The following is a 24,788-nucleotide window of genomic DNA, read 5'->3' on the forward strand; positions in this document are numbered from 1 at the left end:
TAGGGTTCCTTCCCTTCTTGCCGGTCGATTGCGCGGGATGCGCAGCTTCCGGTGCGCCGATTGCCCAGTGGACGGCATCCGTTCTAGTGTTGCGCGACAGCAGGCGGCGCCGTCCAGGGGCCGCCAACGGATCACAGCAAGGACGCTCTGACGATGCCCCTCCCCACCCGCGCCGGACTCGACGCCGTTCCCGCCTACCGTCAGGGCCGCTCGGCCCCGGCCGGTGCGTCGAAGCTCTCCTCGAACGAGTCCCCGCATCCGCCGCTTCCCTCGGTCGTCCAGGCCGTGCGCGATCGCCTCGACGGCATCAACCGCTACCCCGACATGAGCGCCGCCGCCCTGCGCGAAAGGCTCGCCGCCCGCTACGGCGTCGACGCGTCGGAGGTCACGGTCGGGGCCGGATCGGTCGAGATCGCCGCCCAGCTCATCCATGCGGTCGCAGGCAGCGGTGACGAGGTCGTCTTCGCGTGGCGCTCGTTCGAGGCGTACCCATCGCTCGTCCGCATCGCCGGTGCGACGCCGGTCCCGGTGCCGCTCGACGCCGATCACGGTCATGACCTCGACGCGATGCTCGCGGCGATCACCCCGCGCACCCGCCTGATCTTCGTGTGCAACCCGAACAACCCGACGGGCACCGTTGTCGGCGCCGACGAGCTGGAGCGCTTCGTCGCCGCGGTGCCGCAGGACGTGCTCGTCGTGATCGACGAGGCGTACGTGCACTTCGATCGCACCGAGAGCAGGGGTGCAGGCATCGAGCTGTTCCGACGCCACCCGCACGTGGCCGTGCTGCACACGTTCTCCAAGGCGTACGGGCTCGCGGGCCTCCGTATCGGCTACGCGATCGCACCGGCCGCGGTGGCCGAGAACCAGCGCAAGGTCGCGGTGCCCTTCGGGGTGACCGACCTCGCCCAGACCGCGGCCCTCGCCTCGTTGGATGCCGAGGATGAGCTCGCGACACGCATCGACGAGGTGGTCGCCCAGCGCGATCGCCTCCACGACGTGCTCACGGCGGCGGGCTGGCCGGCGGTCCGCTCGCAGGCCAACTTCGTCTGGGTGCCGTCCGCCGACCGCACGGCGGAGCTCGAGTGCCTGCTGCAGGAGGGCGGCGTGATCGCGCGCGCCTTCGCCGGCGAGGGAATCCGCATCTCCTCGGGCTCGGTGGAGGACATCGACCGAGTCGAGGCCGCGCTCACAGCATCCACATCGACCGTCTCCATCGACGGTGCGGAGGCTGCCGCATGACCACCGAGGTTCCGCCGACCACCACGACCACCAAGGGCCTGCATCCAGGGCTGACCCGCCGCCAGATCTCCATGATGGGGCTGGGCGGTGCGATCGGGGCCGGCCTGTTCGTCGGATCGGGGCAGGCGATCAGCATCGCTGGCCCCGCCGTCCTGGTGTCGTACCTCGTCGCCGGGGGAATCGTCGTGCTCGTGATGGCGATGCTCGCCGAGATGGTCGCCGCGCGGCCCAGCTCCGGTGCCTTCAGCTCCTACGCCCAGAAGGCGATGGGGCGCAGCGCCGGCAGCGCGGTCGGCTGGCTCTACTGGATCCAGCTGGTCGTGGTGATCGCGGCCGAGGCGACCGGTGCCGGCGCGATCGTCTCCAACTGGACTCCCGGCATCCCGGCCTGGGTGTGGGTGCTGATCTTCGTGGTGGCGCTCACCGCGGTGAACCTGTTCGGCGTGCGCAACTACGGCCGCTTCGAGTTCTGGTTCGCGGCGATCAAGGTCGCGGCGATCATCGCCTTCCTCGTGGTCGGGGTGTGCGCGATCGTCGGCCTCATCCCCGGGGTGGCAGCGACCGGTATCTCGAACCTCGTCGACAACGGCGGCTTCGCCCCGAACGGCATCACCGGGATCGCCGGCGCGCTGTTGATCGTGGTGTTCGCGTTCGGCGGCACCGAGGTCGTCGCGATCGCGGCGGCCGAGTCGAACGATCCCGCGCACAACATCCGCCGCATCGTGCGCGAGGTGCTCGTACGCATCCTCGTCTTCTACGTCGGATCGATCTTCGTGATCGTCTCGGTGCTGCCGTGGAACGACCCTGCGGTGAAGGCGGGCCCGTTCTCGGCGGTGCTCGAGACCTTGAACGTGCCCGGCGTCGGTCTCGTGATGGATCTCATCGTGATCATCGCGCTGCTGTCAGCCATGAACGCCAACATCTACGGCGCCTCCCGCATGGCCTACTCGCTGGGGGAGCGCGGGCTCGCTCCGCTGGCCGCGACCCGAACGAGCCTCAAGGGTGTGCCGTTCGTCGCGGTGCTGGCATCGGTGGTCTTCGGCTTCGTCACGGTCGGACTCAACTGGGCGTTCCCCGATGTGGTCCTCCCCGCCCTCCTCAACGTCGTCGGCTCGACGCTGCTCGTGATCTGGACGGCGACCGCCATCGCGCAGATCATCCTCCGCCGCCGTGCGGACCGTGCGGGCGAGGCGATGCCCATGCGGATGTGGGGCTTCCCGTGGCTGTCGTGGCTGTGCCTGGTGCTGCTCGCCGCCGTGATCGGGCTCGCGATGATCGACCCGGCCGCGCGCATCCAACTGCTGCTGACGCTCGGCCTCACCGCCGTGCTCCTGGTGATCGCCCGTGCGACCAGGAGTGTCGCACGACCCGGCGTGGCTCGGGAGTAATCGTGCGCATCGATCGCCTCGACGCCCAGCTCATCCGTCTGCTCACGCAGTCGCCGCAGCTTCCGATCCTGGAGTGCGCGCGGCGGCTCGGGATCGCCCGCGGTACCGCGACGAGTCGCCTCGCGCGCCTGCATGAGGGCGGAGTGATCGAGGCGATCGTGCCACGTATCGATCCGGCCGGATTCGGCTACGGCGTCGTCGCGTTCTGCCTGGTCGAGATCGACCAGAAGGTCGGGCACGACGACGTGGCGGTGGCACTCGCCGATGCCGTGCCGGAGATCGTCGACATGCACACCGTCACCGGTGCCAGCGACATGCAGCTGCGGCTCGTGGCGCGCGACGCGACGCAGCTGCAGGAGGTGCTCGACCGGGTCGCGCTCGTGCCGGGCGTCGCCCGCACGGCGTCGTCCATCGCGATGCGCACCCATCTCTCCGGAAGGGTTCTCCCGCTGGTCGAGCACGTCGCGACCGACGAGGTGCTCTCGAGCTAGTGCGTCACACCCAGCCGGGCAGCCAGTTGTGCAGCAGCCAGAATTCGTACGGCACGCTCATCCCGGTCCACAGCGGCAGGAAGAACGCCGACACCAGCACGACGAACGCGAGGAAGATCATCACCGTGCGCTCGCCGGATCGTCGGCGATACAGCGGATCCTCGCGTCTGCCGGCGATGATCCGCAGCGTCATCGCCAGCGCGAGCACGAGGAACGGCATCATGACGACCGTGTAGAACTGGAAGATCGTGCGGTCGGGGAACATCAACCACGGCACGTAGGTGACGGCGAGGCCGACCAGGGGGATGCTCAGCTCCGGACCGACGGGCTGCCGGGTGATCCAGCCGCGCACCAGTCGGTACAGCAGGTAGACGGCCGCCGCCACGCCCGCGTACCAGATGAGCGGATTGGGGATCGCCGAGATCACGCCGATGCAGTGGTCGGTGCCGCAGCCCGTGGGGTCGGAATCGACCCACACCGCGGTCGGACGGAGCAGGAGCGGCCACTCCCAGGCGGGGCTCGCATACGGGTGCCCGCGGGTCAGGCCGACGTGGAATCCGAGCATCGACTCGTGGTACTTCCACAGCGCGATCAGCGGGTTGGGGTCGCTCTGCCGGTCGTAGCCGCCCGCGGTCACGAGCCAGCCCGTCCAGCTCACCAGGTACACCGCCAGTGCCGGGAAGACGAGCAGCGCGAACGAGACGGGGCCCTGGCGGAACGCGGCGGAGGTCGGCCACAGGACCACACCCGCACGGCGGCGGGCCAGCGCATCGGTGACGACGACGTACAGGCCGAAGCCCGCCAGCACGTACAGTCCCGACCACTTCACGGCGGATGCCGCACCGAGCGCCACCCCCGCAGCGATCAGCCAGGGACGACGCCAGAGGATGGGGCCCCAGAACGGGTCGGGCGAATCCGGGTCTCGCCGCTCGAGGACGGGGATCGTCCGTTGCCGGTCGATCAGCACGAAGAGCACGCCCAGCAGGACGAAGAAGGTCAGGATGCCGTCGAGCAGGGCGATGCGGTTCATCACGATGCTGAGCCCGTCGATCGCGAGCAGGGTGCCTGCCACGCTCGCGACGACCACCGAGCCGCTGAGGCGTCGGGCGATCAGGTACACCAGGAGCACGGAGCCCGCGCCGAGCACCGCTGTCGCCAGTCGCCAGCCGCCGCTGTTGTCGGGGCCGCCGATCGCCATGCCGAGCGCGATGAGCCATTTGCCCAGTGGAGGATGCACGATGAACGCGCCCTGCCCCGAGAGCGGCAGATTCTGCAGCGTGATGAAGGCGTCATTGGCCTTCTCGCCCCAGGTGCCCTCGTAGCCGAGCGTCCACAGCGACCAGGCGTCCTTGACGTAGTAGGTCTCATCGAACGCCAGCTGGTGCGGATGCGCGACGCCCACCAGGCGCAGCACCGCGGCGATCGCGGTGATCACGAGGGGTGCCAGCCACCGGATGGCCCGCCCCCAGTCCGGGTCGCGCAGCAGGCGATCGCGGAGCTGCCCGTAGCGCGTCAGACGCTCCTCGGGAGCGGGAAGCAGGGGCACGGGCGCGGTCACCGCTCCAGCCTAGACAACGCGCCTTCTCCGTCGGCTGCATCCTGCCCGCCTAAGCTGGGCGGGTGATCATCCTCGCCGCCACTCCGATCGGAAATCTCGGCGACGCGTCACGGCGTCTGGTGGAGGTGCTGGAGAACGCCGAGGTCGTCGTCGCGGAGGACACCCGCACCACGCAACGACTCCTGAAGGCGCTGGAGATCACCAACCGCCCCCGCCTGATCGCCCTGCACGACCACAACGAGAAGCAGAAGGCCGCCGAGCTGGCAGCACTCGCGGCGGAGACCGACATCGTGGTGATGAGCGATGCCGGCATGCCGACCGTGAGCGACCCCGGCTACGGGCTGGTCGCCGAGGCGGTCGCCCAGGGGGTCACGGTGACGGCGATCCCCGGACCGAGCGCGGTGCTGATGGCGCTCGCGATCTCGGGTCTTCCCACTGATCGCTTCACGTTCGAGGGTTTCCTGCCGCGCAAGCCGGGGGAGCGGCGTTCGACGCTGCGGGCACTCGCCGCCGAACCACGCACGATGGTCTTCTTCGAGTCTCCCGCACGCCTGGCGAGCTCTCTCGGCGACATGGGCGCAGCGTTCGGTGACGAGCGGCGGATCGCGGTGTGCCGGGAGCTCACGAAGTTCTACGAAGAGGTGCGTCGCGGCACGGCGTCCGAGCTCGTGGCCTGGGCCGAGAACGGCGTGAAGGGCGAGATCGTCGTGGTCGTCGAGGGGGCGACCCGACGCGACGCCTCGCCGGAAGACGCGCTCGCCCAGGTGCAGAAGCTCGTCGCCGACGGCATCCGGCTGAAGGATGCCGCTTCCGAGGTCGCCGCCCTCAGCGGTCTGTCGTCCCGCGACCTCTACCAGGCGGCCCTGGCCGCCCGCTCCGGAGGGGCGTGACCGTGAGCAAGGCGGCGACCGTCTATGACGTGGCCGACCGGGCCGGCGTCTCGATCGCCACGGTCTCACGCGTGCTGCGCTCGCCGGATGCGGTGCGTCCGGTCACCCGTGAGCGCGTGCTCGATGCCGTCTCGGCGCTCGGCTACGTCCCCAGCGGCAGCGCCCGGGGGCTCGCGGAGCGCCGCACCGGCGTGCTCGGGCTGTACTTCCCTGGGTTCGATGCGGCGGAGGACGCCCCGCCGCTCGACGCGCTCTCAGCCGCCCGTGCCGATGCGCCGCCGTTCGCGATCGTCCGCGATGAGACGGACGCCGACGGTGTGCGTTCATCGATGCTGTTCCTCGACGAGGTGCTCCGTGGTGCCGAGCTCGAGGCTTGGAAGCAGGGCTTCGTGCTCATGGTCGGAGTGGGACGCGACGACCCCGACCGTTCAACGGTGCGCGACATGGCCGGGCGCGTCGACGGGCTGATGGTCCTCGCGCGCAGCGTGCCGGACGACGTGCTGGCGCGCTTGGCGCGGCGCATCCCGGTGGTGGTGCTCTCCGGACCACCGCGCGGCGATCACTACGACCACGTCACGGTGAGCAACGCCGAGGCGATGGCCGAGCTGACCCGACACGTACTGGCGCAGGTGGGGGATGGGCGGCTCGCCTTCCTCGCAGGGCCCGCGGATTCGCCTGATGGGTTGCAGCGATGGGAGGGCTTCGCCGCGGCCGTGACGGCGGCCGGCCGGTCGCACGACGACGTGACCGTTCTGCGTGGCGACTTCACTCGGGCATCCGGGCGCCGGGCGGCCGAGGAGCTGGTCGACTCGGGCGTGCCGGCAGCCCTCATCGCGGCGAACGATCAGATGGCGCTCGGCGCGCTCGACGTGTTCCGTGGAGCGGGCATCCGCGTGCCGCACGACGTGCTCGTCACCGGCTTCGACGGCATCGAGGCGGCGGCGCTCTCCCGGCCGCCGCTGACCACGATCCGCCAGCCGATGATCGACCTCGGAAGGGCGGCCGTGCAGGTGCTCGCGCGACGCCTGGAGAACGCGGAGGCCGAGCCCGTCGTCGCGCGCCTGCCGTTGCAGATCCTGCTGCGCGAGAGCTCGCAGCGCCCCTCCTGACCGGGGTCGCTCACGCCGGCGCGTCGGTGTCAAGGGGTTGCGATCGCAAAATGTATGCGCTTACAATCACTGAGGCGGTGAGAACCGTCCTGAGACGGCGAAGGCCGTGCGGGTGTTCCGAAGATCCGGTGTTCCGGGAGGAGCGCCCTTCATGACAGAGACGACATGAGGTGGCAGATGTCAGGTGGCACAACGCCGAGAGGGCGCTTGATCCAGCGCTGGCGCAGAGCAGCGATCGTGGGCCTCGCAGCCGTCGCGGTCGCACTCAGCGGCTGCAGCATCCAGATCACATCCCAACCCGATCCATCGATCGGTGCCGACACGATGCTGATCAACGCCGACAAGGGCAACCCGTTCTTCACGAAGAACTTCAACCCGTATCTCACCAACACGCGCACCGCGTCGCGGTGGATCTACGAGCCGCTGATCCTGATCAACCCGCTCGACGGCACGCAGAACCCGTGGCTCGCCTCGGAATGGGCCCAGCCCGACGCCCGCACGATCGTCATGACGATCCGCGACGGTGTGAAGTGGAGCGACGGGGAAGACCTGACGCCCGAGGACGTGGCCTTCACGTTCCAGCTGCTCAAGGACAACCCTTCCCTCGACATCAAGGGCGCGTGGCAGCACCTCGACAGCGTCGAGACCGAGGGCAGTGATGTCATCCTGCACCTCAAGACCGAAGATGCTCCTTCACTGTCGATCCTCGGACAGACCATGATCGTGCCCGAGCACCTCTGGTCCGATGTGAAGGACCCCGGCACCTACCGCAACGAGAATCCGGTCGGCACCGGCCCCTTCGTGCTCGGCAACTACAACGACCAGCAGTACTCGATGGACAAGAATCCCGACTACTGGCAGGCCGACTCGATCGAGATCGAGCACATCATCCTCCCCGCCACGAACTCGCAGCTCGACACCGTCAGCCGCGGCTACGACTGGGCGTACGCCTTCATCTCCGACGTCGAGGGCACCTGGGGGGCGGCGAGCGAGCACAACTCCTGGTGGTTCCCGCCGGGCGGCGTGATCGCGCTGATGCCCAACCTCGAGGTCGCGCCCTTCGACGACGTGAACGTGCGTCGCGGCATCGCGCTCTCGCTCGACCGTGAGGAGATCGCCGAGACCGCCTCCGAGGGATACATGAAGCCGGCAGGTCAGACCGGGCTCATCCTTCCCAACCAGGAGCAGTACCTCGATCCGAGCATCCCCGACCAGGGCATGATCACGCAGGACAAGGACGCAGCTCTCGCCGCTTTCGAGAAGGCCGGCTACACCCTCGACGGCGACCGTCTCGTGGACGCGAACGGGGAGCAGCTCGAGTTCGCACTCACCACCGCCAATGGCTTCACCGACTGGACGAGAGCCGCGCAGACCGTGCGCAGCCAGCTCGCCGACGTCGGTGTGAAGGTCACGCTGAAGCTCCCGCAGCCGGCGGGCTACCAGAGCGCGATCAGCAACGGCGACTTCGAGATGGCGATCGGCGGCATGGGCAACGGCGACGTCTACCAGGCATACAACAACCTGCTCTCGAGCGAGTTCTACGTGCCGTCGGGAAAGCCGACGGCCAACAACTTCGAGCGCTTCAAGTCGGAGAAGGTCGATGCGCTGCTCGCCGAGTACCGCGAGACCGTCGACACCGCCCGCCAGGCCGAGATCGTGAAGGAGCTGCAGGGCATCGTCTACGACGAGATGCCCGTGATCGGCCTCTACTACGGCGGCATCTGGGGTCTGTTCAACGACGCCAAGTTCACCGGCTGGCCGAGTGAGGAAGACCCGTACATGATCCCGCAGAACTACGACTCAGCGCCGCTGATGATCTTCACTCACCTCAAGCGCGTGGACGGGGATGACCGATGAAGTACGTTCTCCAGAAGTTCGGCCTGTTCGTCCTCACGCTGTGGGCTGCGATCACCCTGAACTTCTTCCTTCCGCGCATGATGCCCGGATCCCCGGCGGATGCCGCGATCGCCAAGCTGTCCCAGAACGGGCCGGTCTCCGACGCCACGCGCGCAGCCATCGAGGCGCAGCTGGGTGTTCCGACCGGATCGTTGTGGGACCAGTACATCGCCTACCTCGGCCAGGTCGCCCGGCTCGACTTCGGCGTCTCGTACACGTTCTATCCGCAGTCGGTGTCGAGCATGGTCTCAACGGCCCTGCCTTACACGATCGGACTCGTCGGCATCGTCACGATCCTCGCGTTCGTGATCGGCACGCTGATCGGCGTCGCGGCCGCCTGGCGCCGAGGAACCTGGCTCGACACGCTGCCGACACTCACCGGCTCGTTCCTGAGCACGTTCCCCTACTTCTGGACGGCGCTGCTGCTGCTGTTCTTCTTCGGCTACGTGCTGCACTGGTTCCCGACCACCGGCGCCTATTCGGCGACCACGACCCCAGGGTTCACCTGGGAGTTCCTCGGCGACCTGATCAGCCATGCGTTCCTCCCTGCGCTGACGATCCTGCTCACCTCGCTCGGTGGCTGGATCATCGGGATGCGCAACGCCATGATCAACACGCTCGGCGAGGACTACATCACCTTCGGCGAGGCGAACGGTCTGCACGGCCGCACGATCGCCCTCCGGTACGCCGCGCGCAACGCGATCCTGCCGAACCTCACCGGCTTCGGGCTCACGCTCGGCGGTGTGGTCGGCGGATCGATCCTCGTGGAGCAGGTGTTCGGCTATCCGGGCATCGGGTATCTGCTGTTCAACGCCGTGATCGGGCAGGACTACCCGCTCATGCAGGCACTTTTCCTGATGATCACCGTGAGCGTGCTCATCGCCAACTTCCTCGTTGACATCCTCTACGGGGTTCTCGACCCAAGGACGCGCCGATGACTTCCACCATGAACGTCAAGATCCCCGCCGAGCGCATCGCCGCGCCCAGCCCGTGGCGCGCCTTCGGGCGCATGGTCGCCACGCTCTGGAGCAACGGCAAGGCTCGACTCGGGCTGTGCCTGCTCGCCTTCTTCGTGCTCGTGGCGGTGTTCGCCCCGATCCTCGCCCCCTACGGCGCGAAGGACAACACGTTCGAGCGCAACGCGGACGCCTCGTGGGCGCACTGGCTCGGCACGACCGCCGCCGGGGAAGATGTGCTCAGCCAGCTCATCTACGGCGCGCAGATCAGCCTCCTGGTCGGCTTCGCCGCCGGCATCCTGTCCACCATCGTCGCCGTGCTCATCGGCCTCAGCTGGGGATACATGCGCGGCTTCGCCGGTGAGGTGGTCGGCTTCATCGTCAACCTCTTCCTGGTGATCCCCGGACTCCCGCTGATGATCGTGATCGCCGCGTACCTGCAGAACGGCGGGATCCTGATGATCATCGCCGTGATCGTGGTGACCGGCTGGGCCTGGGGTGCTCGCGTGCTCCGCAGTCAGACGCAGTCGCTGCGCGGCAACGACTTCGTCACTTCGGCGCAGTTCTCAGGTGACAGCAGGACGCGCATCGTGTTCCGCGAGATCCTGCCGAACATGACGTCGATCATCGCCGGCACGCTCTTCGGGGCGGCCACAGCGGCGATCCTCGCGGAGGCGGGCCTGGAGTTCCTCGGCCTCGGCGACTCCAGCATCGTCAGCTGGGGCACCATGCTCTACTGGGCGCAGAACTCCAACTCTCTGCTCACCGGACAGTGGCTGCTGCTGTTCGCGCCCGGTCTGTGCATCGCACTTCTGGCGCTGAGCCTGACACTGATCAACTTCGGCGTGGACGGCATCTCCAATCCGCGCCTGCGAGAGGGGAAGGGCCGATGACTGCCATGGACTCCAACGAGATCCTGCTCGATGTGCAGGGACTGTCCGTCGAATACGCCTCACCCGGCACCAAGCCCGTCACCGCGGTCGAGAACGTCTCGTTCTCGCTCCGCCGCGGCGAGTTCGTCGGGCTCGTCGGCGAATCGGGGTCGGGCAAGTCGACTCTCGGCTTCGCCCTCACCCGCCTGCAGAAGCCGCCGGCGCGGATCAGCGCCGGACGCATCCTCTTCGGAGGACGCGACATCCGCGAGCTGGATGCCGAGGAGCTGCGCCGTCAGCGCCAGGGCGGGTTCGCCATGGTGCTGCAGTCGGGCATGAACGCCCTCAACCCGGTGCGCACGATCGGCAACCACTTCCGCGACATCTTCGCCGCTCACGGCCACGTGCCCAAGGACGCCCGCGATGCGCGTGCCCGCGAGCTCATCGGCAAGGTGGGGCTCGAGGCGTCGGTGCTCGCCCGCTACCCGGGAGAGCTCTCCGGCGGCATGCGCCAGCGTGCCTCCATCGCGCTCGCGCTCTCGCTCGAACCGCAGCTCATGGTGTTCGACGAGCCCACCACGGCGCTCGACGTGCTCGTGCAGCACGCGGTCATGGACACGATCAAGGAGCTGCAGCGCGCCGAGCACTTCACCGCCATCCTCATCAGCCACGACCTCGGCATCGTGCTCGAGGCCACGGACCGGGTGATGGTGATGCACGAGGGACACATCGTCGAGGATGCGCCCAGCATCGACATCCTCCAGCGCCCGCAGGACGAGTACACGCGGATGCTGCTGAGCCACTACGCGGACCCCCGCGCGAAGACGCTGTCGATCCCGGGCTTCGTCGACCTCGGGACGCGTCGCAGCGAAGGACGTTCGCGGACCGATGTCACCGAGACGCTGCCGACCGTGTCGTCGCGCGACGCCCGTCGTGCGGATGCGGCGATCGTGGTCGACGGCGTCTCGAAGCACTACCCGGCTCCGCGCCGCGGACAGGATGCCGTGACAGCGGTCGACGACGTGTCGTTCCGGCTCGAACCCGGAGAGGCGCTCGCGCTCGTCGGCGCCTCGGGCTCGGGCAAGTCGACCATCGCCAAGATGCTCACCGGCGTCGAGAAGCCGACCTCCGGAACGGTCCACTTCGGCGATGTCGACGTGGCCTCTCTCAAGCGACACGGTCTGCGCGACCTGCGCAAAGACGTGCAGATGGTGTTCCAAGACCCGTATGCGGCGCTCAATCCGCTGCACACGGTCGAGTACGCCCTCACCCGTCCGGTCATGAACTACACGAAGCTGCGGGGACCGGAGGCCAGGGCCCGGGTGCTCGAACTGCTCGAGACGGTCGGTCTCACGCCCGTCGAGCAGTTCGCGGCCAAGCTGCCGCATCAGCTCTCCGGCGGCCAGCGGCAGCGCGTGGTGATCGCCAGGGCGCTCGCGAGCGACCCGCAGGTGCTGATCGCCGATGAGCCGGTCTCGATGCTCGACGTATCCCTGCGAGCCGGTGTGCTGGCACTGCTGGAGGATCTGCGCGAGAGATGGGGCATCAGCATGCTCTACATCACGCACGACCTGCTGAGCGCGAGGCTCGTGACCCAGAACATCCTGGTCCTCAACGGCGGCCGGGTGGTCGAACGCGGCGAGACCGCGGAGGTGCTGCAGCATCCGGAGGATCCGTACACGATCCAGTTGCTGGATGCCGTGCCCAATCCCGCACGCCTTCGCTGACCATCACGACTTCAACACAAGAGAGAGGAGAGCACTCGTGCTCGCATTCCCCGACGGCTTCCTGTGGGGTGCCGCGACAGCGGCCCACCAGGTGGAGGGCAACAACACCACGAGCAACTGGTGGGCGATGGAACACGCGCCCGGCTCGCCCATGGTGGAGCCCTCCGGTGACGCCGCCGATCACTTCCATCGCTACCCGGAGGACATGCGGCTGCTCGCCGCGGCCGGGCTGAACTCCTACCGGTTCTCGGTGGAGTGGGCGCGGATCGAGCCCGAGCGCGGCTTCGTCTCGCGAGCGATGCTCGACCACTACCGCCGCATGATCGACACGGCGCGTGAGAACGGGCTCGACCCCACGGTCACGCTCATGCACTTCACGGTGCCGCAGTGGTTCCAGAAGGACGGCTTCTGGCGTGCCGACGACGCGGTCGACCTGTTCGCCCGCTACGTCGAGACGGTCCTCCCGATCCTCGACGGCATCGACTACGTGTGCACCATCAACGAGCCGAACATCGCCGCGATGCTCGCCGGGGGAGAAGACGCAGCGAACCTCGTCGCCTACGGCCTCCCGAACCCCGACCTCGCCGTGGCCGACACGCTGCTCGATGCGCACCACCGTGCCACCGAGATCCTGCATTCTGTGCCGGGGGTCAAGGCCGGATGGACGATCGCGACGCAGGCGTTCCACTCCACCGGTGAGCCCGGAGCCGACGAGATGCTCGCCGAGTACGGCGACCCGCGCGACCACTGGTACCTCGACCAGTCGGCCGGCGATGACTTCGTCGGCGTGCAGGCCTACACGCGCACCTTCATCGGTCCAGAAGGTCCTCGCCCGGTGTCGGCTGATGTCGAGACCACGCTGACCGGCTGGGAGTTCTTCCCCGAGGCGCTCGAGATGGGCGTGCGCAGCGCCTGGGAGCGCAGCGGCGGAGTGCCGGTGCTCGTGACCGAGAACGGCATCGCGACCGCCGACGACACGCGTCGCATCGCCTACACGCAGGGTGCGCTCGAAGGACTGCACCGCGCGATCTCCGACGGCATCGACGTGCGCGCCTACCAGCACTGGAGCGCACTGGACAACTACGAGTGGGCCAGCGGCTTCCGTCCCACGTTCGGCCTCATCGGCTTCGACCACGAGACCTTCGTGCGCTCGCCGAAGCCCTCGCTGGCCTGGCTCGGAGAGGTCGCGCGTCGCAACGGTCTCTGATCGACACGTGCTCAGGATCGTGAGATCCGCGGTTTGTAAGAATTGCGGTGAATCGTGGCGTGCCCGGAGGGTTAGCCTCGGGTCATGACGCACGCGATGCACGCGACGCGGGGAGACACGCTCAGGTCGGCCGCTGCCGGCCTGAGCGCGTCGTTCCTCGCCGTCGGCCTGGCAGAACTCATCGCCGCGGTGGTGGAGCCGAGCGCGAGCCCCTTCGCCGTGATCGGGAGCGGGCTCATCGACCTCGCACCGAGCTGGGCGAAGGACACGGCCATCGCGCTGTTCGGCACCGGCGACAAGGCAGCGCTGATCGTGGGCATCGCCCTGGTGCTCGTCGTGGTCGCCGCGGGTGCCGGCATTCTGGAGCTTCGACGATCCGGCATCGGTGCGGTGATCCTCGGGGCGCTCGGTGCGCTCGCCGTCGTGGCCGCGATGATCCGCCCCGGCGCGGGTCCGTTCGCGTGGCTCCCCGGTCTCGTCGCAGGTCTCGTCGCGGTGTTGATCCTGCGCATGCTGATCCGCCGGCTGCGTCCGGTCGCCGGCCTCGGCCCCGATGACGAAGATCGCAGGCGGTTCCTCGTGTGGACCGCAGGGGTCGCTGCAGCGGGCGCCGTCGCTCTCATCGTCGGCAATGTCGCGCGCGGTGCGAGCCGTTCGATCGAGGCGGTTCGTGCCGCCCTGCGGCTGCCCAAGGCGGCACGAGCGGCAGCTGCGGTCCCTGCCGGTGCGGAGCTGGCGATCCCCGGCCTCGCTCCTGTCGTGACCCCGAACGCGGAGTTCTACCGCATCGACACCGCGCTGATCGTCCCGCAGGTAGACCCGGCCGACTGGTCGCTGCGCATCCACGGGATGGTCGACCGCGAGGTGGAGATCACCTGGGACGAACTGCTCGCGATGCCGATGCAGGAGTCGGACGTGACGCTCGCCTGCGTGTCGAACGAGGTCGGCGGATCGCTGATCGGCAACGCCCGCTGGCTGGGCCTCCCGGTGCGGGAGCTGCTCGCGCGTGCGGGCGTCGACGCCGATGCCGACATGGTGCTCTCGACCTCGACCTCGGCCGACGGCTTCACCGCCTCGACGCCGATCGAGGCGCTCACCGATGACCGCGATGCCCTGCTCGCGATCGGCATGAACGGTGAGCCGCTCCCGATCGAGCACGGCTTCCCGGTGCGGATGGTGGTGCCAGGGCTCTACGGCTACGTGTCCGCCACCAAGTGGGTCACACAGCTGGAGGTGACGCGGTTCGACCGCACCAAGGCCTATTGGACGACACGGGGCTGGTCTGATCACGGGCCCATCAAGCTGCAGTCGCGCATCGACGTGCCGCGGCGCGGTCAATCGATCCAGGCGGGCGACGCGGTGATCGCCGGGATGGCCTGGCAGCAGCACGTCGGCATCGCCGGGGTCGAGGTGCGCATCGACGACGGTCCGTGGCGTGCGGCCGAGCTCGCGACCGCCATCTCCACCGACACCTGGGTGCAGTGGAGCCTCGATTGGACGGCGGAGAGTGGCGCGCACACCGTCGAATGCCGGGCGCTCAGTGTCGTTGGCGAGACGCAGACATCGGATCCGGCAGCCCCCGCGCCCGACGGTGCGCAGGGATGGCATCGCATCGACGTGTCGGTGGCGTGAGCCCGGGGCGGGCCTGCGTGCGAACGGCGTAACCACCCGCGGTATCCCACCTAGAATTGCTCCATGCCCGCAGGCGAATCCTTCTACATCACCACGCCCATCTACTACCCCTCTGATGTGCCTCACATCGGCCACGGGTACACGACGGTGGCCGTCGACACGCTCGCACGGTGGCACCGCCAGGCGGGGGATGACACCTGGATGCTCACGGGCACCGACGAGCACGGCCAGAAGATGCTGCGGGCCGCTGCGGCGAACAACGTCACCCCGCAGGAGTGGGTCGACAAGCTCGTCAGCGAGAGCTGGTTCCCGCTGCTGACGACGCTCGACGTCGCCAACGACGACTTCATCCGCACCACGCAGGAGCGCCACGAGACGAACGTGCAGACGTTCTTCCAGCGCCTGTATGACCGCGGCTACATCTACGCGGGCGAGTACGAGGCCCTCTACTGTGTGGGCTGCGAGGAGTTCAAGCCCGAGTCGGAGATCGTCGACGGCACCGGTCCCTTCGAGGGGCTGAAGGTCTGCGCGATCCACTCGAAGCCGCTCGAGCTGCTGCAGGAGAAGAACTACTTCTTCAAGCTGAGCGAGTTCCAGGACCGTCTGCTCGAGCTGTACAAGACGCAGCCCGACTTCGTGCGCCCCGACTCGGCGCGCAACGAGGTCGTATCGTTCGTGAGCCAGGGTCTCAAGGACCTGTCGATCTCGCGTTCGACCTTCGACTGGGGCATTCCGCTGCCGTGGGACGAGTCGCACGTCATCTACGTGTGGGTCGATGCGCTGCTGAACTACGCAACGGCCGTCGGCTACGGCTCCGACGAGGAGACGTTCGAGCGCCGCTGGCCCGCGTACCACGTGGTCGGCAAGGACATCCTGCGCTTCCACGCCGTGATCTGGCCCGCCCTGCTGATGGCTGCCGGCCTCGAGGTGCCCAAGGGCGTGTTCGCGCACGGCTGGCTGCTGGTCGGCGGCGAGAAGATGTCGAAGTCGAAGCTCACCGGCATCGCGCCGACCGAGATCACCGACGTCTTCGGCTCCGACGCGTACCGCTATTACTTCCTCTCCGCGATCGCCTTCGGCCAGGACGGGTCGTTCTCGTGGGAAGACCTGTCCGCCCGCTATCAGGCCGAGCTCGCGAACGGCTTCGGCAACCTCGCCTCGCGCACCACCGCCATGATCGAGAAGTACTTCGAGGGGATCGTGCCGCCCGCGGCCGAGTACACCGAGAAAGACCTCACGATCCAGAAGATCGTGGCGGATGCTGCGGCGAACGCGGATGCGTCGATCGCGCAGTTCCGCATCGACGAGGCGATCTCGGCGATCTGGACGATCGTCGATGCGCTGAACGGCTACATCACCGAGAACGAGCCGTGGGCCCTGGCCCGCGATGAAGACCAGCGCGCGCGCCTCGGCACCGTGCTGTACACCTGCGCAGAGGGCCTGCGCGCGCTGGCCGTGCTGCTCTCGCCGGTGATGCCCCAGTCGACCGAGAAGCTCTGGATCGCGATCGGCGCCGCCGAGACCCTGGGCCGTCTGCAGGACCAGCCGATCCGCGAGGCCGGAGCCTGGGGCGTGCTGCGCCCCGGCACCAGCGTCAACGGCCTCGCGCCGCTGTTCCCGCGGGTGGAGCCCACGGCCTGAGCCGAGGTCTGAACCACATGGCAGATACGTACGTTCGCGAGCGCTCGGGTGACGGACGCAAGGATCTGAAGTATCCGTCCGCCCCCGAGCCGCTGACCGTTGCGGTGTACGACAACCATGCGCACCTGGAGATCGTCGACGGCGATGAGCCGCTGTCGCTGACCGAGCAGCTCGACCGCGCGGCGGCCGTCGGCATCGCCGGGGTCGTGCAGGCCTCGGGGGACATCGAGTCGTCGCGGTGGGCGGTCGAGGCTGCGGCATCCGACTCTCGCGTGCTCGCCGCCGTCGCCATCCACCCGAACGATGCGCCGACCTATGCCGAGCAAGGGCGCCTGGGCGGTGTCGGTCTGGATGAGGCGCTCGCGGTGATCGACGAGCTCGCCGCACACCCTCGCACCAGGGCGATCGGCGAGACGGGGCTCGACTTCTTCCGCACCGAGCCCGAGCGCCAGGCGCCGCAGTTCGAGTCGTTCGAGGCGCACATCGCCCTTGCGAAGAAGCACGGCATCGCGATGCAGATCCACGACCGCGACGCGCACGACGCGGTGCTGGAGACACTCGCCCGTGTCGGCGCCCCGGAGCGCACGGTGTTCCACTGCTTCTCGGGCGATGACGCGATGGCGCGCATCTGCGCCGATGCCGGGTATCACCTGTCGTTCGCGGGCAACGTCACGTTCAAGAACGCCCAGAACCTGCGCGATGCGCTGAGGGTCACCCCTCTCGACCGCATCCTGGTCGAGACGGATGCCCCGTTCCTCACTCCGGTGCCGCTGCGAGGCCGCCCGAATGCGCCGTACCTCGTGCCGATCACGGTGCGCTTCATGGCGGCCGAGCTGGGTATCGACGTCGATGAGCTGTGCGCGCAGCTTGCCGAGAACACCTTGCGGGTCTACGGTTCGTTCGACTGAATCTCTTGCACCGGCTTCGCGCTCACGATCTGCGAGATGGGCTTCCACACCAGCAGCAGCGTGAGCGCGGCGCCGACGAACGCGAACCACCAGGGAGCGGTGAGTCCCCACACCTCGGCGATGACGCCGCCGAGTGCCTGCCCGATGACCATGCCGCCGAACACCCCCACCATGTTCACCGACGCCACCCGGCCCTGCAGCTCGGCGGGGACCAGACGCTGTCGTACAGTCGTGGAGATCGTGCCCCAGACGAACGCGTACGCGCCGAAGAAGAACATGATGACCAGGGCGACCCAGCCGGCGGTGGTGAGCGCGAACGACAGGTGCATGAGCACCTCGAGCGAGAGCACCACGCGCATCAGGGTCGCGAAGGAGACGTGCCGCTCCAGCCATCCGAAGCTGAGGGTGGCGAGAATGCCGCCAGCGGCCGATGCGGTCGTGAGCGCTCCGTAGCCGACCGCACCCATGTGCAGATGCTCGGTGGCGTAGAGCACGAGCACGCCCCAGGGGGCTGCCCACGTGATGTTGAACACCAGGATGATGAGCACCAGCATGCGCACCGGCGGGTTGCGCCACAGCCAGCGGAGCCCCTCGGCGATGTCGGTGTGCACGGGAGGGTGGGCGTCGGTCTCCCTCGGCGGGACGGGGGTCTTCGCCATGCGCGAGATGAGCACGACCGCGAAGCTCACGCACACGACCTCGAGCAGGAACGGCCAGGCGGTGCCGGCGGCGAACAGGAACGCGCCGAGCGGCGGACCGGCGAACTGGTTCGCGACCAGGTATCCGGCCTGGAGACGGGCGTTGCCGATGCCGAGGTCGGCGGGCTTGACGAGCATCGGCAAGAGCGTGCTGCCCGCCGTGTCGACGAACACCTCGGCGGTGCCGTAGAGGAACGCGACCGCGAGGACGATCCAGATGTTGGCGACGCCGGTGACGAGGAAGACGCAGAGCGCCAGGAGCACCACGGCCCTGGCGGCGTTCGCGAGCATGACCAGGCGCCGACGGTCGAAGCGGTCGGCGATCGCGCCCGCGTGCAGCCCGAACAGGAGCCACGGGAGGAACTGCAGGATCGCACCGGCCGCCACCAGGATCGGCGATGAGGTCATCGATGCGATGAGCAGGGGAGCAGCTGCGAGCGCGACGCCGTCGCCGACGTTGCTCGTCCACGACGACGCGAGCAGCCAGCGGAAGTCTCGGCCCATGCGGCGGGGCGCGATGAGTTCACCGAGGGAAGGCACCAGAGAAGACTACTGACGGCGGGGGACATCGGGTTGGTGGGGGAGAATGGGGGGATGACCGTCACCCTGCTCGGCGCCACCGAGATCCGCCGCCTCGCTGCCGAGCTCGACGTCACCCCGACGAAGAAGCTCGGCCAGAACTTCGTCACCGATGCGAACACCGTCCGCAAGATCGTGGCGGCCGCTCGCGTGCAGCCGGATGAGCGTGTGGTCGAGGTCGGTCCGGGGCTCGGCTCCCTGACGCTCGCGATCCTCGAGACCGGAGCATCCGTCACGGCCGTCGAGATCGATCACCGCCTCGCGGCCCGCCTCGCGCAGACCGCTGCCGAGCACGGAGTCGAGGCCGAGCGTCTCACGGTCGTCGATGCGGATGCGCTGCGCATCACCGAGCTGCCGGGCGAGCCCACCGTGTTGGTGGCCAACCTGCCGTACAACGTCTCGGTGCCGGTGCTGCTGCACTTTCTCGAGAATTTCGCCTACCTGCAGCGCGGTGTCGTGATGGTCCAGGCCGAGGTCGCCGAGCGGCTGGCCGCGAAGCCCGGCTCGAAGATCTACGGCTCGCCCAGCGTCAAGGCCGCCTGGTACGGCGACTGGAAGCTCTCCGGAAACGTCTCCCGCCAGGTGTTCTGGCCGGTGCCGAACGTCGACAGCCTGCTCGTCGGGTTCGACCGCTCCGAAGGGGAACGCGGCACGGAAGACGAGCGTCGCCGCACGTTCAAGATCGTGGATGCCGCGTTCAATCAGCGCCGCAAGATGCTCCGCCAGGCACTGTCCGGGCTCTTCGGCAGCTCGGCTGCGGCATCCGAGGTGCTGATCGCCGCGGGCGTCGCACCGACGGCTCGGGGGGAAGACCTCACGGTCGAGGACTATCAGCGCATCGCGCAGCAGGCCGCTGCGGCCGACGTACTCGCTGACGATGTCGCTCCCACCCAGTAATCTGGCACCGTGACCGAGTCCCCCCGCTTCCGCCCCGATGTCCCCGAGCTGCACCGTCCGTATGCCGCGGACGAGAGCCGCTACCAGCAGTTCGCCTACCGTCAGGTCGGCACGTCCGGCCTCTACCTGCCCCCGATCTCACTCGGGCTGTGGTGGAACTTCGGCGACAACATCCCGCTCGACAACCAGCGCGCGCTGCTGCGCCACGCGTTCGACCGCGGCATCACGCACTTCGACCTGGCCAACAACTACGGTCCGCCTTACGGCTCGGCCGAGAAGAACTTCGGGCGCATCTTCGCCGAAGACTTCCGTCCGTACCGCGACGAGCTGATCATCTCGTCGAAGGCCGGCTGGGACATGTGGCCGGGCCCGTACGGCGACTTCGCGAGCCGCAAGTACATCCTCGCCAGCGCCGAACAGTCGCTCACGCGCATGGGCCTCGACTACGTCGACATCTTCTACTCGCACCGGGTCGACCCCGTGACGCCGATCGCTGAGACGGTCGGCGCGCTCGACACGCTCGTGCGTCAGGGCAAGGCTCTCTACGTCGGCATCTCGTCCTACAGCGCAGAGCGCACGGCAGAGGCCGTCGCGGTCGCGAAGGATCTCGGCACCCCGCTGGTCATCCACCAGCCGGCCTACTCGATCCTCAACCGCTGGGTCGAAGACGGCCTCACCGACACCCTCGAGCAGACGGGCCTGGGCGCGATCGCCTTCACCCCGCTGGCCCAGGGGCTGCTCACCGACAAGTACCTCGGCGACGGCACCGCCGAGCGTGCCCAGAAGCGCGGCTCGCTGCCCGAGGGGCACCTGACCGACGAGGCCGTGCAGACGCTCCGTTCGCTGAACGAGGTCGCGAAGGGGCGTGGCCAGTCGCTCGCGCAGCTCGCCCTGCAGTGGACGCTGCGCAACCCCGTGGTGGCCTCCGCGCTGATCGGCGCCTCGCGTCCCGAGCAGCTCGATGAGAACATCGCGGCTGTGAACGGCCCCGAGTTCACATCGGAAGAGCTCGCCCGCATCGACGAGCTCGCCGGGGCCATCGACGTCAACCTGTGGGCGAAGTCTTCGGAGCTGTGACCCGATCATGAGCCATGCCGCGTTCACCGATTCCGTGCACGTGCGCGCCCCGGGGAAGATCAACGTCTTCCTCGGGGTCGGCGGGCGGCATGACGACGGCTACCACGCGCTGGCGACGGTCTTCCAGGCGGTCTCCCTCTATGAGGATGTGATCGCGCGCGCGGCCGACGACTTCTCCGTGACGGTCTCCGGCGTGGAAGACATCGATGCGGTCCCGCTCGATGACCGCAACCTCGCGATGCGCGCGGCCAAGCTGCTCGCCGTCGCCGTGGATCACCGGGGTGGAGTCGCCCTGGAGATCCGCAAGAGCGTCCCTGTCGCAGGTGGCATGGGCGGCGGCTCGGCAGATGCCGCGGCCGCTCTCGTCGCCTGTGACGCACTGTGGGGCACCGGCCTGTCTCAGGCACGCCTGCATGACCTCGCGGCCCGTCTCGGCGCCGATGTGCCGTTCGCGTTGCACGGTGGCACGGCGGTCGGCACGGGGCGCGGCGATCAGCTCAATCCGGCGCTCGCGCGCGGACGCTTCGACTGGATCCTGGTGCCCAGCGAGCAGGGGCTCTCGACGCCCGTGGTCTACGAGCGCCTCGACCTGCTGCGCGAGGAGGAGGGTGCGCTCGCCGACGATCCGCTTCCCTCGCTCGACGTGCCGATCCCGGTGCTCCAGGCGCTGCGGTCGGGCGAGCCGGCGCAGCTCGCCGAGACGCTCTTCAACGACCTGCAGGCTGCGGCTCTCTACGAGCGCCCCGACCTCGCCGAGACGATCCGGCAGGGGATCGCGGCGGGTGCGCTGCAGGGCATCGTGTCGGGCTCCGGGCCAACAGTCGCCCTTCTCTGCCCCGATCCAGAGACGGCGCAGGATGTGCAGTCTTCCCTGCGTGAGACCGGGTTCGACCCACTGCACGTGCACGGCCCCGTTCCGGGCGCGCGCATCATCGGCTGACAGATACCCTTCTGGCCCGCATCCGTCTGGCGTCCTTCCCCCTGCTTCGGCATCCGCCCCCTGCTTCTGGATCCGCCCCTGCTCCGGCATCCGCGGTTCATCCGGTGTTCATCGATTCCTGTGATCGGTAGTCGTGGCGCCTGAATAACCTGGCGTCACACCCATCAGGGAAGCATCGTTCAGGAGGAGTGATCATGGGACTTTTCAACAGGAAGTCGTCGCAGGACCGTCAGGAAGAGGCTCTGCAGATGGCCGATGACATCGCCGCGGGCCGGGGTTTCATGGGCAAGATGACCAAGGCGTTCATGGGGAGCGAGTTCACCGAGGCCATGCAGCAGGCGACCTCGTCGATCCACCAGGCCGAGCACGTCGCGGCATTGCGGGCGGCCGGCGTGCCGACCCAGACCGTGACGGTGCTCGGGCTGCAGGACACGGGTCAGACCGTGAACGACAACCCGCACATCGTGCTCACTCTGCAGCTCGGCGCGCAGGCGGTCGCGGTGCAGGCGCTCGTCTCGCGTCTGGAGATCCCGCGGGTGGGGGAGCAGGTGCTGGTCATGAACGACCCGCAGAGCGGCGCGGTGCTCTACGCCGGGCTCGCGCCACGGACCTGATGGTTCAGGCCGAGACCTCTCTGGAGACCGCTACTCCGCCTGCAGCAGTGCGCTCACCCGGTACGGGATGACTTCGCGCAGGAACAGGCTCGTCGAGGTGCGGAGGATGCCGGGGCACAGGCGCACGACCTCGGCCACGCGGTAGAGGTCTTCAGGGCTCTTCGCGACGACGCGCAGCAGCAGGTCGGTGTCGCCGGCGGGGGCGAAGCACTCCAGCACCTCGGGGACCCGGCTGAGCGCGTCGATCGCGGCGGTGATCTGGTGCTGGTCGAGCTCGACCAGGATCGAGGCCGCGACACCGCGACCCAGCGCCTGCGGGAGGATGCGGGAGCTGTGCGCGCGCAGGTACCCGCCGGATTCGAGTCGGTCCAGCCGGGCATGCACCGTGCCGCGGGCGAGGTTCAGATCCTGGGCGATCAGGGCCACGGGTCGGCGGGGGTCGGTGTCGAGGACCGTGAGGATCCTCCGGTCGGTCTCATCGAGGTTGGCCATTCCGATCACCGTCGCCTTCGTCGTGGGGTCGCGACTGATCGGATCGATCAATCAGAACTCACTCTATGGTCTGAATGATCGCCGTGTGTTGAGATGAGTGTCAGATACGCAGGGTGTCGGTCACGAGCGGACACCACGCGCACTCGATCGCCGAGGCCACGAGCCGTACGAGCCGAGTGCAGACGGCGACGGGCCACGAGCCTCAGCCGGCCCCGTCCCCGCAGCAGCCTCTTCGAGCAAGGGGGGCGGGGCAGGCACAATCCCCTGATGTCAGTATCGTCCGCGCTTCAGTCGTGGGGAACGAGCAGGCGCAACTGAACCATGGCCGAGAACCGGGCTTCCGGATCGGTCAGATCGAGTCCGCTGATCTCCGACAGTCGGCGCAGCCGGTATCGGAACGTGTTGGGGTGCGTGTAGACCCGTGCCGCAGCCACCGCGACATCACCGAAGGCGTCGAGCCAGGCCCGCAGCGTCTCCACCAGATGCGTGCCCTTCTCCCTGTCCTGCGCCAACAGCTGCGCGACAGGACCGGTGGGCTGATCGCCACGGGCCCGGACGAGGTCGCCGAGCTCGACCAGCAGCGCCTCCATCTGCACGGCGGTGAACCGTGCGACGGGTTCGCGCGACGACGCCTGGCGGACCACCCGGAGTGCCCGGTCGGCGTTCGCGCGCGATGACGGGATGACGGCCGTGTCATCCGCCACGGTGCCGACGCCGATGCGGATCTCACTGGTCGACCCGAGGCGTCCGAGGAAGTCGGTCGCCACGCGTGCGGCGCGGCTGTCCGCATCGCTGCGTTCGACGTCGGTGTCGGCATCACCCTGCTCAGGGCGGATGCCGACGACCGCGTACACGACGTTGCCGATGACGGCCACGGCCGAGCGGAGGTACACAGCTCCCAGGTGCACGGCGAAGGCGTCGGCGATCCGCTGCCGCTCGGCCACTCCGCGGGCTCCGGCTGAGGGCTCGTCGTCGGCCTCCTCCGCGGCGGAAAGTGCGAGCACCACGCAGCGGTGATCGCTCAGACGCAGTCGCGCCGTGGCATCCGCAGCACCCGGTCCTCCCTCGAGGATCGTGGCGAGCAGGTCGGCACGCAGTCGGCGCTCGACGTCGGCACCCGCTCGCAGGCGCAGCATGTGCAGGGCCACGAGGCCGGCGGAGTCTTTGAGCGCCCGCACGCGATCGGGGGAGAGCGGCTCCTGCACCGCGGCCCAGATCGACCCGAGGATCTCATCGCCTGCGCGCACCGCCAGCGCGACGCGGGGGAAGGAGGGGAGGCCTTCGGTGTTGAGCACCGGACCGACGTCGATCGGATCCTCGCTGCGGTACAGCTCCTGGAAGACGCCTCGCTCTTCGAGCTGCCGGGCGAACCGCTCCGGCACCTGCCGTCCGAGCACGGTCTCGATGCGCGCGGGGTCGGCTTCGTGCTGGCGCCCCGAGAAGGCGACGACCCGCGAATTGCGGTCCTCGATCGTGACCGGGGCGTTCAGCAGGGTGGCGATCGCGTTCGCGAGGGCGAAGAGGTCACCGGAGGGCATGCCACCCAGCGTCGTGGCCGCTTGATCTCCGACGTCGCCCTCGGCGATGAGCGACCGCAGCATCGCCGCCAGCTGCGCCCACGAAGCCCCTCGGGTGAGGGCGAGGACCGGGATGCCGGTGGCTTCGGCGGCTTCGCGGACCGGCTGTTCCGCCCGCACCGGAGCGCGCAGCACGAGGGCTGAGGCGTGCTGGGCGGCGAGGGTCCGCAGCAGGTCTGCGATCTCGTCGGGATCGCTCAGTCCGACGCCAAGCACAAGGGCGCCACGCATCGGCATCGCGTCGTCGAGGACGTCGTGGATGACGACCGTCTCGATCTCGGCGTCGTCGTCGACCGCACCGCTCACGACCTCGAGCAGGGTGTTGCCGAGGTCTTCGATGACTCGGCCGAGGCTGGCGCGGGGCCTGGTCGTCACTGACATGAGCACAGGGCCCAGG

The 24,788-nt window shown here is 68.6% G+C and carries 21 protein-coding genes; 17 read left to right on the forward strand and 4 right to left on the reverse strand.

Annotation, left to right across the window (positions count from 1 at the left end):
• The first annotated feature begins 153 nt into the window (after positions 1-153).
• Genes hisC through CQ040_RS04780 form a run of 3 tightly spaced genes read left to right on the forward strand, consistent with a single transcriptional unit; the run spans position 154 to position 3,121 of the window.
• Entirely contained in the window at positions 154-1,242 is a 1,089-nt protein-coding gene (gene hisC / locus CQ040_RS04770; RefSeq protein ID WP_105526968.1) for a histidinol-phosphate transaminase, read from the forward strand.
• Positions 1,239-2,630 carry an amino acid permease gene (locus CQ040_RS04775; RefSeq protein WP_105526967.1) on the forward strand — a complete coding sequence of 464 codons (1,392 nt, stop codon included), beginning with the start codon at positions 1,239-1,241 and terminating at the stop codon, positions 2,628-2,630. The genes hisC and CQ040_RS04775 overlap by 4 nt, the downstream gene beginning before the upstream one ends.
• A 2-nt stretch (positions 2,631-2,632) precedes the next feature.
• A complete protein-coding gene (locus CQ040_RS04780) occupies positions 2,633-3,121 on the forward strand; it encodes an Lrp/AsnC family transcriptional regulator (RefSeq protein WP_028504027.1) in 489 nt (162 codons plus the stop codon).
• A gap of 4 nt (positions 3,122-3,125) precedes the next feature.
• Here CQ040_RS04780 and CQ040_RS04785 read toward each other — a convergent pair whose 3' ends face one another.
• The gene (locus tag CQ040_RS04785) at positions 3,126-4,679 is read right to left on the reverse strand and encodes a dolichyl-phosphate-mannose--protein mannosyltransferase (RefSeq protein ID WP_105526966.1); all 1,554 of its coding nucleotides are present in this window, start codon (positions 4,677-4,679) and stop codon (positions 3,126-3,128) included.
• Between the two features lie 62 nt (positions 4,680-4,741).
• On the opposite strand from CQ040_RS04785, the gene rsmI reads away from it, so the two are divergent.
• The 10 genes from rsmI (at position 4,742) to CQ040_RS04835 (ending at position 17,517) form a co-directional block, all read left to right on the forward strand.
• A complete protein-coding gene (rsmI, locus tag CQ040_RS04790; RefSeq protein ID WP_105526965.1) occupies positions 4,742-5,569 on the forward strand; it encodes a 16S rRNA (cytidine(1402)-2'-O)-methyltransferase in 828 nt (275 codons plus the stop codon).
• On the forward strand, positions 5,566-6,678 hold the full coding sequence (locus tag CQ040_RS04795; RefSeq protein WP_258131394.1) for a LacI family DNA-binding transcriptional regulator: 1,113 nt from the start codon (positions 5,566-5,568) through the stop codon (positions 6,676-6,678). The genes rsmI and CQ040_RS04795 overlap by 4 nt, the downstream gene beginning before the upstream one ends.
• A 237-nt stretch (positions 6,679-6,915) precedes the next feature.
• Positions 6,916-8,535: an ABC transporter substrate-binding protein gene (locus CQ040_RS04800; RefSeq protein ID WP_258131395.1), complete on the forward strand. Its 1,620-nt coding sequence runs from the start codon at positions 6,916-6,918 to the stop codon at positions 8,533-8,535.
• A complete protein-coding gene (locus CQ040_RS04805; RefSeq protein ID WP_028504022.1) occupies positions 8,532-9,512 on the forward strand; it encodes an ABC transporter permease in 981 nt (326 codons plus the stop codon). Before CQ040_RS04800 ends, CQ040_RS04805 begins: the two co-directional genes overlap by 4 nt.
• Positions 9,509-10,423 carry an ABC transporter permease gene (locus tag CQ040_RS04810; RefSeq protein ID WP_105526963.1) on the forward strand — a complete coding sequence of 305 codons (915 nt, stop codon included), beginning with the start codon at positions 9,509-9,511 and terminating at the stop codon, positions 10,421-10,423. Before CQ040_RS04805 ends, CQ040_RS04810 begins: the two co-directional genes overlap by 4 nt.
• Before the next feature lie 5 nt (positions 10,424-10,428).
• Positions 10,429-12,129: an ABC transporter ATP-binding protein gene (locus CQ040_RS04815; protein ID WP_105526962.1), complete on the forward strand. Its 1,701-nt coding sequence runs from the start codon at positions 10,429-10,431 to the stop codon at positions 12,127-12,129.
• A gap of 37 nt (positions 12,130-12,166) precedes the next feature.
• Positions 12,167-13,336: a glycoside hydrolase family 1 protein gene (locus CQ040_RS04820; protein WP_105526961.1), complete on the forward strand. Its 1,170-nt coding sequence runs from the start codon at positions 12,167-12,169 to the stop codon at positions 13,334-13,336.
• A gap of 84 nt (positions 13,337-13,420) precedes the next feature.
• On the forward strand, positions 13,421-14,968 hold the full coding sequence (locus CQ040_RS04825; protein ID WP_258131397.1) for a molybdopterin-dependent oxidoreductase: 1,548 nt from the start codon (positions 13,421-13,423) through the stop codon (positions 14,966-14,968).
• A 63-nt stretch (positions 14,969-15,031) separates the two neighbouring features.
• The gene (gene metG, locus CQ040_RS04830) at positions 15,032-16,609 is read left to right on the forward strand and encodes a methionine--tRNA ligase (RefSeq protein WP_105526960.1); all 1,578 of its coding nucleotides are present in this window, start codon (positions 15,032-15,034) and stop codon (positions 16,607-16,609) included.
• Between the two features lie 17 nt (positions 16,610-16,626).
• Positions 16,627-17,517, forward strand: a complete 891-nt coding sequence (locus CQ040_RS04835) for a TatD family hydrolase (RefSeq protein WP_105526959.1) — start codon at positions 16,627-16,629, stop codon at positions 17,515-17,517.
• Here CQ040_RS04835 and CQ040_RS04840 read toward each other — a convergent pair.
• The gene (locus CQ040_RS04840; protein WP_181156753.1) at positions 17,499-18,755 is read right to left on the reverse strand and encodes an MFS transporter; all 1,257 of its coding nucleotides are present in this window, start codon (positions 18,753-18,755) and stop codon (positions 17,499-17,501) included. The genes CQ040_RS04835 and CQ040_RS04840 overlap by 19 nt on opposite strands.
• Before the next feature lie 54 nt (positions 18,756-18,809).
• On the opposite strand from CQ040_RS04840, the gene rsmA reads away from it, so the two are divergent.
• From rsmA to CQ040_RS04860, 4 genes are all read left to right on the forward strand, one after another.
• A complete protein-coding gene (gene rsmA, locus CQ040_RS04845; protein WP_105526735.1) occupies positions 18,810-19,691 on the forward strand; it encodes a 16S rRNA (adenine(1518)-N(6)/adenine(1519)-N(6))-dimethyltransferase RsmA in 882 nt (293 codons plus the stop codon).
• A gap of 9 nt (positions 19,692-19,700) precedes the next feature.
• Entirely contained in the window at positions 19,701-20,768 is a 1,068-nt protein-coding gene (mgrA, locus tag CQ040_RS04850) for an L-glyceraldehyde 3-phosphate reductase (protein WP_105526734.1), read from the forward strand.
• Positions 20,769-20,775: 7 nt separating this feature from the next.
• The gene (locus CQ040_RS04855; protein WP_105526733.1) at positions 20,776-21,708 is read left to right on the forward strand and encodes a 4-(cytidine 5'-diphospho)-2-C-methyl-D-erythritol kinase; all 933 of its coding nucleotides are present in this window, start codon (positions 20,776-20,778) and stop codon (positions 21,706-21,708) included.
• Between the two features lie 194 nt (positions 21,709-21,902).
• A complete protein-coding gene (locus CQ040_RS04860) occupies positions 21,903-22,322 on the forward strand; it encodes a hypothetical protein (RefSeq protein WP_105526732.1) in 420 nt (139 codons plus the stop codon).
• A 30-nt stretch (positions 22,323-22,352) separates the two neighbouring features.
• Here the strand turns inward: CQ040_RS04860 and CQ040_RS04865 are convergent, their stop codons facing one another.
• A complete protein-coding gene (locus tag CQ040_RS04865) occupies positions 22,353-22,814 on the reverse strand; it encodes an Lrp/AsnC family transcriptional regulator (protein WP_105526744.1) in 462 nt (153 codons plus the stop codon).
• Between the two features lie 287 nt (positions 22,815-23,101).
• Entirely contained in the window at positions 23,102-24,772 is a 1,671-nt protein-coding gene (locus CQ040_RS04870) for a helix-turn-helix domain-containing protein (protein WP_181156761.1), read from the reverse strand.
• Between the last annotated feature and the right edge of the window lie 16 nt (positions 24,773-24,788).

It is taken from the genome of Microbacterium sp. MYb54 (assembly GCF_002979515.1).
In the GTDB taxonomy this organism is placed as follows: Bacteria; Actinomycetota; Actinomycetes; order Actinomycetales; family Microbacteriaceae; genus Microbacterium.

What these genes read in the sequence shown, in the direction of transcription:
- hisC (WP_105526968.1), top strand. Translation starts at nt 154, where the DNA reads ATGCCCCTCCCCACCCGCGCCGGACTCGACGCCGTTCCCGCCTACCGT.
- CQ040_RS04775 (WP_105526967.1), top strand. Translation starts at nt 1,239, where the DNA reads ATGACCACCGAGGTTCCGCCGACCACCACGACCACCAAGGGCCTGCAT.
- CQ040_RS04805 (WP_028504022.1), top strand. Translation starts at nt 8,532, where the DNA reads ATGAAGTACGTTCTCCAGAAGTTCGGCCTGTTCGTCCTCACGCTGTGG.
- CQ040_RS04810 (WP_105526963.1), top strand. Translation starts at nt 9,509, where the DNA reads ATGACTTCCACCATGAACGTCAAGATCCCCGCCGAGCGCATCGCCGCG.
- CQ040_RS04815 (WP_105526962.1), top strand. Translation starts at nt 10,429, where the DNA reads ATGGACTCCAACGAGATCCTGCTCGATGTGCAGGGACTGTCCGTCGAA.
- CQ040_RS04825 (WP_258131397.1), top strand. Translation starts at nt 13,421, where the DNA reads ATGACGCACGCGATGCACGCGACGCGGGGAGACACGCTCAGGTCGGCC.
- metG (WP_105526960.1), top strand. Translation starts at nt 15,032, where the DNA reads ATGCCCGCAGGCGAATCCTTCTACATCACCACGCCCATCTACTACCCC.
- CQ040_RS04835 (WP_105526959.1), top strand. Translation starts at nt 16,627, where the DNA reads ATGGCAGATACGTACGTTCGCGAGCGCTCGGGTGACGGACGCAAGGAT.
- rsmA (WP_105526735.1), top strand. Translation starts at nt 18,810, where the DNA reads ATGACCGTCACCCTGCTCGGCGCCACCGAGATCCGCCGCCTCGCTGCC.
- CQ040_RS04855 (WP_105526733.1), top strand. Translation starts at nt 20,776, where the DNA reads ATGAGCCATGCCGCGTTCACCGATTCCGTGCACGTGCGCGCCCCGGGG.
- CQ040_RS04860 (WP_105526732.1), top strand. Translation starts at nt 21,903, where the DNA reads ATGGGACTTTTCAACAGGAAGTCGTCGCAGGACCGTCAGGAAGAGGCT.
- CQ040_RS04865 (WP_105526744.1), bottom strand. Translation starts at nt 22,814, where the DNA reads ATGGCCAACCTCGATGAGACCGACCGGAGGATCCTCACGGTCCTCGAC.
- CQ040_RS04870 (WP_181156761.1), bottom strand. Translation starts at nt 24,772, where the DNA reads ATGTCAGTGACGACCAGGCCCCGCGCCAGCCTCGGCCGAGTCATCGAA.